General features: G+C 35.1%; 10 protein-coding genes. 2 read left to right on the top strand and 8 right to left on the bottom strand.

The window, feature by feature from the left end:
• Window positions 1-131: 131 nt before the first annotated feature.
• Window positions 132-1,541 carry a TerD family protein gene (locus BCI01S_RS23420; protein WP_047943379.1) on the bottom strand — a complete coding sequence of 470 codons (1,410 nt, stop codon included), beginning with the start codon at window positions 1,539-1,541 and terminating at the stop codon, window positions 132-134.
• Window positions 1,542-1,881: 340 nt separating this feature from the next.
• Here BCI01S_RS23420 and BCI01S_RS25520 point away from each other — a divergent pair, with 340 nt between their 5' ends.
• Complete coding sequence (locus BCI01S_RS25520) at window positions 1,882-2,058, top strand: hypothetical protein (RefSeq protein WP_156485495.1); 177 nt, start codon at window positions 1,882-1,884, stop codon at window positions 2,056-2,058.
• Window positions 2,059-2,335: 277 nt separating this feature from the next.
• Here the strand turns inward: BCI01S_RS25520 and licT are convergent, their stop codons facing one another.
• The 7 genes from licT to BCI01S_RS23385 form a co-directional block, all read right to left on the bottom strand.
• Window positions 2,336-3,166, bottom strand: a complete 831-nt coding sequence (licT, locus tag BCI01S_RS23415) for a BglG family transcription antiterminator LicT (protein WP_047943378.1) — start codon at window positions 3,164-3,166, stop codon at window positions 2,336-2,338.
• 116 nt (window positions 3,167-3,282) lie between these two features.
• Entirely contained in the window at window positions 3,283-4,704 is a 1,422-nt protein-coding gene (locus BCI01S_RS23410; RefSeq protein ID WP_047943377.1) for a 6-phospho-beta-glucosidase, read from the bottom strand.
• 35 nt (window positions 4,705-4,739) lie between these two features.
• Complete coding sequence (locus tag BCI01S_RS23405; protein WP_047943376.1) at window positions 4,740-6,647, bottom strand: beta-glucoside-specific PTS transporter subunit IIABC; 1,908 nt, start codon at window positions 6,645-6,647, stop codon at window positions 4,740-4,742.
• 255 nt (window positions 6,648-6,902) lie between these two features.
• Window positions 6,903-8,321, bottom strand: a complete 1,419-nt coding sequence (uxaC, locus tag BCI01S_RS23400; protein WP_047943375.1) for a glucuronate isomerase — start codon at window positions 8,319-8,321, stop codon at window positions 6,903-6,905.
• 15 nt (window positions 8,322-8,336) lie between these two features.
• Complete coding sequence (locus BCI01S_RS23395; protein ID WP_047943374.1) at window positions 8,337-9,863, bottom strand: MFS transporter; 1,527 nt, start codon at window positions 9,861-9,863, stop codon at window positions 8,337-8,339.
• A gap of 123 nt (window positions 9,864-9,986) precedes the next feature.
• Complete coding sequence (uxuA, locus tag BCI01S_RS23390) at window positions 9,987-11,072, bottom strand: mannonate dehydratase (protein ID WP_047943373.1); 1,086 nt, start codon at window positions 11,070-11,072, stop codon at window positions 9,987-9,989.
• Between the two features lie 41 nt (window positions 11,073-11,113).
• Window positions 11,114-11,803: a GntR family transcriptional regulator gene (locus BCI01S_RS23385; protein WP_047943372.1), complete on the bottom strand. Its 690-nt coding sequence runs from the start codon at window positions 11,801-11,803 to the stop codon at window positions 11,114-11,116.
• A gap of 388 nt (window positions 11,804-12,191) precedes the next feature.
• Here BCI01S_RS23385 and BCI01S_RS26415 point away from each other — a divergent pair, with 388 nt between their 5' ends.
• Window positions 12,192-12,638, top strand: coding sequence for a DUF2812 domain-containing protein (locus tag BCI01S_RS26415; RefSeq protein ID WP_047943371.1), 447 nt, complete (start codon window positions 12,192-12,194; stop codon window positions 12,636-12,638).
• Window positions 12,639-12,779 lie beyond the last annotated feature (141 nt).

Here is a 12,779-nt window from a genome sequence, read left to right as displayed (position 1 = left end):
GTTGCATTCTAGTAAATTGCTAGTTTTAGTTGCATTGTTACGACACTATCTTTCAACTAAGTAATCATTTTTCTTACTAGTAACCAATCCATTCTTATTCATCTAGCTTCTATATCAAGCATTGCCATTTTTTAAGATAAAAATTCCTGTGGGTTTAAACCTAATTCTCGACAAATTTCCGTCACCACTTGTTTTTCCCTTTGATCAAAATGACCATCTGCATATCCAATCGCAATACAATACCGAGCTACAAGTCTAGCAATCTCTGGCTTTGAGCGAACTTTTCCTAGTGCGCGAAAGCTTTCGGCTCTACCAATAATTTGATCGTATTCTATTTTTCGGACAAAGTAATTAAATTGCTGAATTACTTTATTTGTATCAAAAACACGTAATTCCTCACTTTGATGGATAAACTCCATCATTTTTTGTTCTTCCGTATGGTCCAATCTTCCGTCAGCCATACCTACTAATGCACATGCAGCAACAACAGCGTCTAATACTTCTGGATTTTTATAGCGCATAAAGATATCTCTAGCTCTTTGTTTCTGCTGCCTTCCCCATTCTGCATAATCCGTCTGAGATGGAGACCAACTATAGCCACAACTATTGCATGTTATTTTCAGCTGTCCTTTTCCAATAAATCCACCTAATAAACCGACAGGTCCTAAAATCAATCCACCAATTGCCGCTTTGCCAATCCCAAAGCCTTTTTCACCGGTACGGACATTGGTACTTCTACATCTCATACACTGCATATGATCACTAGAATATGCGTCATTGACAGCAGCTTGTCCATACATTTGTGGATGCGTATTTGTTGAATAAGAAGGTTGCCCGTTTGGCTGATAAGCCCCGCTGCTAAAAGCCGGATAAGTTTGCGTTTCAAATGACTGGTAATAAGGCCTATTAGGTTCTTGATAAGCTTGTTGGATAGATTCATTAGGATAAGCAGGTGCTTGCGGTTCATCATCAACTGTTACTCCAAAATTGCGGCATAAGACAGCTAGTCCACCTTGAAAGCCACTTCCGACAGCATTAAATTTCCATTCTCCGTGATGACGGTATAACTCGGCTGCAACAATAGCAGTTTCAATTGTATAATCTCTTCCAAGATTAAAACGAAGAAGTTCTACTTGATCTCCCTCATTAAAAACTCTGACATAGGCATTAGATATTTGACCAAAATTTTGTCCTTTATTATACGCATCATGAATGGTAATGGTAAAAGCAATGCGTTGAATAGCGGCAGGTACTTGGGATAAATTCACTCGAATTTGTTCGTCATCCATTCCGCCATGCCCCGTCCGGTTATCCCCGCTATATACTACCGATCCGTTAGGACCAGTTGGGTTATTATAAAAAATAAAATCATTATCACTCCATACTTTATGATTATCGCCCAACAAAAAAGCTGACGCATCTAAATCATAGTTGGCACCATGTTGATTGATATCCCACCCTAAACCAATTACTACCTTACTTAACCCAGGATGTGATTTTGTCAAATCTATCTTTTGACCCTTGCTAAGCATGACCCCCACAAAGAACCTCTCCTTTTTTACAATCATTTTCTTCCAACTATCGATAACTATTATTTTACAGCATTATCTAGGTAATTGTACGTATATTCATTTACAGTTGTATTACAACTACACCTTTTACGATATAAACCATGAAAAAGTTTCCTCTTTTAGCAATTCCTCAATATCTCTATTCTTTCTATACCTTTTCTCTTCTAATTTGTAATGTTTTTTTGGAGGTTTGTCATAAAAAAGATGAAGAAGACATGTTTGTCATGAATTTGGTAGGTTCGTAACGGTTATTTAACCGAACAAAATTCTCTTGTACGGTAGAATGGAAAAGGTAAAGGAGTTGTTATGTATGTTATTTGGTTCCCTTATTTGTAAGATACGAAAATATCATAAATATAATTATTATTACAGTGGTATATGCATCACTTGCGGAGAGGTAAGAAAAGAATACGAGAAATTACAAGAAGACACCACAGAGGAACAAGCAGAGGAAAAAGATATTACAGATCAATCGATTACACAGTAATCATTTATCATATAAAATTCTATATCTTCTTCATTTAAGGCTTTGTTCAATGAATGTTTTTGGCAAAAAGATGAATGCTTTCTTTCCTTGTTTCTCTATGGCATGCTTTCTAAACAACATTTTATTTGAACAAAGCCTAAATGAATTAACTTATCTTCAATATATTAAAACTTCTATCAGCGGGAGGTGCTTCCTCCTCACTGATGGTTAATGTGAACCATCAAATTTTTATGGACAGCTGATCTCCTATAACCTCTAAATTCTCTTAATGGAGAAACTAACGATTAACAACTCTTTGTATATGAATAGCTAAATATAACTTTTCATTATCTGTTAAAGAATAATTGAATTGACTTTCAATATATTCATTTATTTTTTCCGTACATATAAAAGCTTCCCTATGCTTATGTTTCACCATTTCGAATAGATATGGATCGTCATCATCCATGTATGTCTTACTATAGAGTCTTTGCGCAAAGAACTTCAAATGAGTAAGAAATCGAAAGTAATTTAAAGAGTCCTCGTCAAATTCCATCTTATAATGGTATTTAACAATATTTAATATATTTTGCATAACCTTTGTGATGTTCGCGATATTAGGCATTTCTTGACTCAGGTCTGAATTAACTAGATGCATCGCAATAAAACCAGCTTCATCTTCTGGCAGCTCAATGCCTAATTTCTCCTTCATTAGTTGAATGGTCTCTAAACCAATAGCAAACTCTTCCTTATAAAATCTTTTTATTTCCCATAATAAAGCGTTCTTAATTTCAAACCCCTTTTCGATTCTCTGAACAGCAAAATGCAAATGATCTGTTAAAGAGATATAAAAACTATCATTTAACTTTCTGCCTAGCCTGCTGCTAGCAATCTTAATGACTTCCTCTGTGATTTCGATATATTCAACAGGTACTTCATATAAAAGTGTTTTAAACTTTTCCGACATATCATTATTTTTCAAAGCAAATATTTTTTCAATTTTTGCTTCTTCCACTAAATCACCAGGCTTCTTTTGAAAAGCTATCCCTCTTCCCATTACTACTAATTCTTCGTCTTTTTCATTAAATGCAGCAATTACATTATTGTTATATACTTTTTCTATTTTCATTTGACCACCTGTAGTTTAATATGGCTTTTTTTCCTTATCATGGATAAGTGATCGTGATAGTATGGTTTAAAAATAGGAAAGAAGGAAAGCTGAAAAATCAACTTTCCTATTTCCCTTTATACATTCTCTCCATTGGAGGCAATAACCTCTTTATACCAATCAAAGCTCTTTTTCTTTGATCGCTCTAATGTTCCGTTCCCTTCGTTATCTTTATCTACATAAATATAACCATAGCGTTTTTTCATTTCACCAGTAGAAGCACTTACAATATCAATTGGCCCCCAGCTCGTATATCCGATCATTTCTACACCATCCTCTATGGCCTCAGACATTTCTATAACATGCTTTCGTAGATAATCTATCCGATAATCGTCCTTTACCTCTCCATCTTCCGAAGGTATATCGACAGCACCTAACCCATTTTCTACTACAAATAGCGGCTTTTGATAGCGATCATACAATTGATTTGCAGTGATACGGAAACCTTTAGGATCAATCGTCCAACCCCATTCCGACTTTTCCAAGTATGGATTTTCAATAGAACCAAACACATTACCCGAGGTCTGCTTATTGACCTCTGGATTTGTACTTGTCGTACGACTTGCATAATAACTAAAGCCTATATAGTCAACGGTATATTTCTCTAATAACGCTTCATCCTGTTCTTCCATTTCAATCTTTAAATTCTTATCTCGGAAAAACCTTTTCGCATAGCCAGGATATTTCCCACGAGATTGAACGTCTATGAAAAAGAAAGAATCTCTATCCTTTTCCATTGCATCCAAGACATCATCTGGATTACAAGAATATGGATACGTTTGACCGGCCGCCAGCATACAGCCAATTTTCATCTCAGGATTTATCTCATGCCCAGCTTTTACCGCTAAGCTGCTAGCAACCAATTGATGATGGGCTGCTTGATATTTCACTTGAAGCTTATCTTCTCCTTCTTCAAATACCAAACCTGCTCCAACAAACGGTAAATGTAAAAGCATATTGATTTCATTAAAGGTCATCCAATATTTCACTTTATCCTTATATCGCTCAAATAAGGTAGTTGCATATTTTTCAAAGAAATCGACTAATTTACGATTTTTCCAGCTGCCATAATTCTTTACTAGATTTATTGGTACATCAAAATGAGCAATGGTTACGACTGGCTCGATTCCATATTTTAAGAGCTCATCGAAAACATTATCATAAAATTTCAATCCCGCTTCATTTGGAGCAGCGTCATCTCCATTTGGAAAAATTCTAGCCCATGAAATCGATAAGCGCAATGCTTTAAATCCCATTTCTGCAAATAGAGCAATATCTTCTTTATAACGATGATAGAAGTCAATCGCTTCATGCGAAGGATAAAATTCCCCTTCCAGTGGTTGATAAGAAGGAAGCTTGCCCATCATAATTTCAAATCTTTTATTACCAGTTGGCAATAAATCAACCGTAGTTAAGCCCTTCCCATCCTCTAAATAGGCTCCTTCTGCTTGATTAGCGGCAATTGCACCGCCCCATAAAAAACCTTTTGGAAATGCCATAATGTCTCATCCTTTCTCATAATTCTTGCTTATTTTTACTTAGTTTCGAGGTGGAATAAAGAATCTCCTTGTTGAATCTGTTTTTTATCTGTTACCTCTAAATGAAACTCTCTATAATTTGTAATCACAATTGGTGTCGTTAAAGGCTTGCCGGAATTAGCTATTTCATCTATATCAAATTCAATAAGCAATTGTCCTTTTTTCACTAACTCACCTTGTGTGGTGTGTACAGTAAAATGCTGGCCTTCTAATTGCACAGTATCCATTCCGATATGAATCAAAATATCTGCACCAGTATCTGTTGTAATCCCAATTGCATGTTTCGTCGGAAATAAAGCAGAAACCGTCCCATCAGCAGGAGAATATAATTTCCCTTCACTCGGTTCAATAGCAATTCCATGGCCAAGTGCACCAGATGCGAATGCTTCATCTTTAACTTCTGATAAAGGTTTTACCTCGCCCTTTAGGGGGCTTAACACTTCCTCTTTTTCTACCTTTGTTGCTGCTACTTGGTTCGATGCTGTAGTATTTCCTGTTGAATTTTGGCCTTTGTTAATGCCGCCAAAGAACAATGTCAATAAGAACGCTACGATAAAGCCAACAATGATGGAAATAAGTGCTCCCCATAAGTTCATATTGATTCCCTCAGGTGTAATATAAGAAGGAATACCAAAAATTCCAAGACCACCAACGATGTAACCCTTTACATCTGTTAACCCGGCAATAGCACCACCAATACCTGCACCAATACAGCTAATAATAAATGGTTTCTTTAAAGGTAAGGTAATTCCGTAAATAGCTGGCTCCGTTACACCAAAGATACCGGAAATAAACGCTGGATAACTCAATGTTTTTAACTTTTGATTTTTTGTTTTGATCAAAATTGCAAGAACTGCCCCGATCTGTGCAAAAGACGCTGCGAAGACTGGAGATAAAATCGTATCATAGCCAAGTGTCGCTACATTGTTAATAGCAATTGGCACTAATCCCCAATGAAGACCGAAAATAACAAGCACTTGCCAGAATCCACCAATCAATAAACCTGCAATAGCGGGACTTAAATTATATAAGAATAAAGATCCTTGACCGATTAATGTACTTGCCCATGTTGCAATAGGCCCAATAACAAGAAATGTGACTGGAACTACAATCACTAATGTAAATAATGGCACAATAAATGTTTTCACTACATCAGGAATGACATTTCTTAGCCATTTCTCTACTTTAGATGCAAAGAATGTCGATAAAATAATTGGGATAACCGAAGAAGAATAACTCATTAAAATTACTGGTATCCCTAAAAACGTAACATGGATCGGCGATTCAAATAATGTACCTCCAAACAAAGTATATAATGGATCACCCGTCGTTAAAGTGGATAAGGTTGGATAAACTAATGCAGCCCCTATCGCCATTCCAATAAACGGTGTTCCTCCAAATTTCTTAATCGCAGTATATCCTAAGAAGATTGGTAAGAAATAAAATAGTGCGTCACCTGTGGCATTTAAAATTTGATAAGTACCAGATGATTCCGTTAACAATTTTGTTGATAGAAATAGTGCATTAAACCCTTTAATCATCCCTGAAGCTGCTAAAACACCAAGAACTGGCGTGAAAATACTTGAAATCATGTCGATAAATCGATTGAAAAGTGAACCTTTAGAACCTTCCTCTTCCTCTACAGGCTGCTGGCTCTGGAAACCTCCTACTGAAACAACTGCTTTGTATACATCTGGAACATGGTTGCCGATAACGACTTGATATTGACCGCCGCTTTTCATGACAGTTACAACATCATCCATATTTTTTAGGACTTCTGTATTCGCTTTACTTTCATCTTTAAGCTTAAAGCGGAGACGTGTAATACAGTGCACAACACTGGAAACGTTTTCTTTTCCACCTACATTCGCAATGATATCTTTTGCTAATTGCTCATATTTCATTTTTTTACCCTTCCTTCAGCTATGGAATTTGGTTTTTACAAATAAAAAAACCTGACCTGACTAAAATACACGCAAAACAATAGCATGTTTTTCTAGTCAGTTCAGGTTATGCCCACTTAAGGTAACATTCCTTCACGGAACTTTTAAGTTTTGTTATTTGATATCTGTAATTTATCACGTCTCGTTATACATGTCAACGCTTTCTTTTTAGAAAAATTAATTTTTTTATTTAAGTTCCTATTTATTTTCTTTCAATTAATAATCCATTTTTAACTGAAAATCAAAATAGCGCTGAGCATTATAGTAAGATATATCCTGAACAATTTGACTGAGCCATTCCATATCATTTGGGTACTCCCCATTTTCCACCCAATTCCCTATTAGATTACATAGAATTCTTCTAAAATAATCATGACGGCTATAAGATAAAAAACTGCGCGAATCTGTCAGCATTCCAATAAATCTCGATAATAGCCCTTGATTTGCGAGTGTTTTCATTTGTGCTGCCATGCCATCAATATGATCATTAAACCACCAGCCAGATCCGAATTGTAGTTTAGAGGGAATTCCACCTTCTTGGAAATTTCCAGCCATTGTTGCTAAAACTTCATTAGTATTCGGATTTAATCCATACAGAATGGTCTTTGGCAGGCTGCCATCTCGATCCAGCTCATCTAATAATTTCGCTAATGGAATAGCAATAGGACTATCTTGCATCGAATCACAGCCTATATTTGCACCAATTGTTTGAAATAAACGAGAGTTGGCACTTCTTAATGCTCCGATATGATATTGCATCACCCATCCTCTTTGGCTATATGCTTTACCAAGGCTGACAAGTAAACTAGTCAAAAACTGATTATTTTCTTTTAGAGTAATAGCCTCACCAGTCAACGCTTTTTTTACTATCATATCCAACTCTTCCCTTGTTGCTGATTCATATACGACCATTTCTAAACTATGGTCAGACAATTTGCAGCCAATCTCATGAAAATAATCTATCCTATGATCTATTGCCTCCATCAAAGTGCTATAACTCGTAATTTCTACTCCTGTAAGATTGCTTAGTTTTTCAACATACTCCGCCCAATAATTGCTTTGAATAGCCATTAGATGATCTGGACGAAATGCTGGTAAAACAGTTGTTGAAAAAGTTTTGTCTTCTTGTAATAACTTATGAAAAACTAAATCATCAATCGGATCATCTGTAGTACCAATAAGAGCTACATTTGACCTTTCAATTAAGCTTCTTGCTGAAAAGTCTGGACTCTGTATTTTGCGATTACAAGTTTCCCATATTTCCTTTGCTGACGTTCGTTTTAGAATTGCTTCCACTCCAAAATATTGTTTTAACTCTAAATGCGTCCAATGATAAAGTGGATTTCCAATTAACTTCTCTACAGTCTCAGCCCATTTTTCAAACTTACTGTAGTCGTCTGCATCTCCAGTTATATAGAATTCATCTATACCATTAGCACGCATGGCACGCCATTTATAATGGTCCCCCTCCAGCCACAGCTCTGTAATGTTTTCATATCTTCGATTCTCATAAATTTCCTTTGGGTCTAAATGACAATGATAGTCATAGATTGGCATGGTCGCCGCATAATCATGAAATAATGTTTTCGCTGTTTCTGTCTGCAGTAAAAAATCTTTATCCATAAAAGTCTTCATTTTGTTATCCTCCTCTTAATTAATCTTTACTTGTGTTAAATCTTCATCTGTCTTTCCACCCCAAAGCTTTTCATAGGAATAACCTGTTAAGGATTCGACCACTTTCTTCGTTTTTGGATCTACATCCTTTTTTAAACCGTTGTTCTTTAAACGTTCAATTTCCTCTACAAGAATTCCATGCGTTTCTTTATTTAATTTAAAGGTGAATGCTGCAATTAATGAAATAAAAAGCAAAAGACCTACCCCAATAATCATGATATACATTATAGTATCAACAGCACTCTGTGGCTGCGTTGCCGAGCCTTGTACAAATCCCCCTTTCTCTAAGATGGCTCCAACTAAAAAGGTCGCAAGTGCAACAGAAGACTTTCTAAAGAACGTCATTACAGAAGCAAAGATTCCTTCTCTTCTTTTCGTTGTAATCATTTCATCTACATCTGGAATAAACGGAAAGACATTCCAAGGAACGAATTCCAGCATACTTCTTCCAATTTGATACAAGAAGGAAATAACCCCTAATACGAGGATTAGATTACTAGGATGATATAAATAAACCGCCCCATATCCTAATAAACACAGAATCATAGTAGAATACGATATTTTAAATAAATTTGCTGGTCCAATTTTAATCATTAAAAATCCATATAGAATAGCTCCAGGTAGCCCAATAATACTAAATGAAAGTAGATTCGCTGCTACAGTGGAAGTACTATTTAAAGCGTATACACAAAAGAATACAAATACTGCGTTAAAAGCATCTTTCGCTGTCATCGAACAAATATAAATTAATAAATGCTTACGAAAGCTTTTCACCCTGAAAGTGGAAGCAAAGTCCACAAACATTTGTATCACTACCTTTAAACCATTTTTTCGTTCTTTCTTCTGACTTATCAGTAGTTGTAATTCTTCAGGCGAAACTTCTCGTTCCCATGTAGAACGGAAAGAAATATACACACATATAGCAAAAACAACTGCAAAAAAGGCACCATTAATGAAGAAAGCAAGGGAATTATCTTGTCCTAAAATACTAAAGAGCTGCCCAGGTATAAATGTGGCTAAAAAGGTTCCAAGTCCTGAGATAAACATTCTAGCAGTTGATAATTTCGTTCGTTTATTAAAGTCCGTTGTCATTTCAGAAGGGAGTGTTTCCCATGGAATTAAAACCATCGCTGCAATAATCTCAAATGCTAAATAAGTAAGAAGATAATATAAATAATTCATTCCCGAAGTCCAGAGTAATACATATACAAGCATTAGTGGTGAACCAATCAATAAGAAAAATCTTCGCCGTCCAAATTTTCTTCCTAACTTAAATTTTAAAAAGTTGTCTGAAAAGCTTCCCATAAATAAACTGACGACTGCATCTACTATACGAGCAATTGCAATAATAGAAGCACCTTGAACTGGCGTCAAACCAGCATAACTTGTATAAAAAAACAAAAGCCATGCTCCTATAATGGTAAAAGCCCCTCCGCCCATCATATCTGTTAAGCCGTATCCAATACTCCTTGCAAGCGTAACATCCTTTTGCTTTTTTTCCATTTCTAACGCCTCCTATTTATTATCAATACGAATATAGGTAAAACGTTTTCATTTATTTGAAAGTATAATAGGAAAAAGGAAAGTGTCAGGAACCTCTCCTTTTCCTATTATCTTTTAAACCATTTATATTTTTTGCATTTTCTCTTTTGTTAAAATTTTATTAGTATCCCATGCGCCTAATAAGTACATTACCCCTAACGCACGATCATATAACCCATATCCCGGCCTGCAAACTTCATCCCAAATATGTCTCCCATGATCAGGTCGAACATATCCAACGAAACCGTTTTCATATAACCCATTTACAATTTCAGTAATAGGTACAGACCCATCCTCCGCACGATGAGAAGTTTCTATAAAACTACCATCTTCAAAGTGCTTTACATTTCTAATATGCGCAAAAGGAATTCTATTAGTGAATGTTTTCACAATATCAACTAAGTCATTACTTGGATTTGCTCCAAGTGAACCAGAGCAAAAAGTTAAACAGTTTGCTGGACTGTCTACGCTAGTTAAAATCCGTTCGATATCTTCTTTATTTTTGACAATCCGCGGCAACCCAAAGATAGAAAAAGGCGGATCATCCGGATGAATAGCCATTTTAATTCCACATTGCTCTGCAACAGGAGTAATTTCTTCTAGAAAGTATACCAGATTATCGAACAAATCCACTTCAGATACATCTTTATATAAAGAAAATAAGTGCTGTAAATCTTTTAGTCTCTCTGGCTCCCATCCAGGCAGCGTTAACTCTTTTGTATTTTCTTCCATATTTTTCACTACTTGCTCAGGTGTAAGAGAAATGACTTTTGCAGCATCAAAATACAACGCCGTACTGCCATCTTCTGTTTCTTTAAATAAATCTGTACGCAGCCAATCAAAGACAGGCATAAAGTTATAACATACTACTTTTACGCCAAATTGACTAAGATTCTTTAATGTTTCTTTATATGCATCAATATATTGCTGTCTTGAATTTAATCCTAGTTTTATATCCTCGTGAATATTAACGCTTTCAACAACATCTGTATGAAATCCATACTGCTTCGCCTGATTTACTACTTCCGCAATACGCTCCACCGGCCAGACTTCTCCAACAGGTACATCATGCAGAGCCCACACTATCCCTTTAACCCCTGGAATTTGGCGTATTTGTTTTAAAGTGATGGTGTCATTCCCTTCTCCATACCATCGAAACGTCATTTGCATATTTTGTTTTCCTCCTTTGTCGCACCATCATACTTTTTCCATTAGTATTGCTGCGGATAAAAATATTCAGGAAACTCTTGTAATAAAACGCCTTTTTCAGAAAGCATTAATCTCATATGGTCAGACATTAATTGTTCTGCTTTTGTCCGATTTCCACCTAAGATTGCTTCATAAATTTCTTTATGATGACTAATTAATATTTCCCAGTCTAAATCCTTTATGTCTTTTAATCTTAATAAGCGAAATCTATTCAAATGGCCAGCCATATCCTGAATCATTTTCCAAGTACGCTCTTTGCCACAGCAAATAAAAAGTTCCTTATGAAAATTTTCATCCAAATCGAAGAATTTTTCCTTTTCCTGTTTTCCTACTTCATTACTTGCCAACATTTCTTGCATCTTTAAGTTCATTTCTAACTTCAGGGAAATTTCATCAGTCATATTCTCACAGCATAAACCAACGATATTTGTCTCAATTATCTCACGAACAAAGCGCGCTTCTTCGGCAAGGCTAAGGTTAATTAGAGAGACAAATGTACCACTCTGCGGAACAATTGTTAATAACTCCTCTTGCGCTAATCTTATAAATGCTTCTCTAATAGGTGTTCTACTAACCTGCAATTCATCTGACATAATTTTTTCACTGATTTTTGTACCAGGTATAAGCTTTAATTTTAAAATTTCATCTTTTAATTGGTTATAAGCAAATACTTTCGCACTATTATTTGACATGAGGGACCCTCTTCTCCTTTTTATATTTTTTTAGTATATAAAAAGGAGGGTTAAATGTCATTCATTTTCAATAATTTCAATAATCGCCTCCTTTAAAACATATTAATATACTAATATGGTAGTTAAGTACATTATAACTTCATTTCTTTTGGAATACAATTCAAAAATAGTACTAAAATGTGACAATTCCATTAACAGCTTTTGCAATATATTTATACTTTTATTAGAATTAATGAACTATTATGTGAATTATTAAATAATTATTGATATAGAATGAAATGCTAAAACAGAACCGGAGAGAGGAAACAATACGATGAAAAAAGTGAACAGAAGTATTTATAAAAATTTCTATTTTAATATTGAAAAAGAAGAAGCATGATTAAATAAAATGTGTATAAAAGAGTATGCGCTTAAAGAAATTTCCAAACGATTTTATTTATTGGAAGACTACATTCCTGGTAATTTTATTTACAGAATCGCATTTCTAAAAGAGAGTACGCCAAAAAATAATAATCTAGCATTAAATGTGGAACCTATCGCATCAGCCAACAGATGGCACTATTTTCGAAAAGATGCTGCCTTAGGAAAGTTCGTTATATATTCAGATATTGATTCCCAAATGGAACATTATCAAAGAATTAACTTTATCTGGTATATTCTAGCCATAATTTTTCTTTATTCCGGCCTCCAAGTCATTTTTCTAAGAGACAAACCAGTATTTAATATCCTATTAAATACTGGTTTCATTGTTATAGGAATTCTCTTCCTTATTATTGGATTTCCTCTTACTAAAAAAATTTATATTCTAAAAAGGAACAAGAAATTACCGCTTTAATTAGAAATAACCTATTTTATATGTTATTGCGTCTATTTGACCTGCCTTTGTTGGCCTTTTGGGTATGAGTACTCCGAGCTAACTTTTGGTTTTCCAGCTAAAACTGGCAGGTTTCCAATGCCAAATTAATGCTTTTCAGCG

This window comes from Niallia circulans NBRC 13626 (genome assembly GCF_001591585.1).
GTDB lineage: Bacteria > Bacillota > Bacilli > Bacillales > Cytobacillaceae > Niallia > Niallia circulans.
The sequence above is the reverse complement of the archived record's forward strand: the minus strand, read 5'-3'. Positions and strand labels throughout refer to the sequence as shown.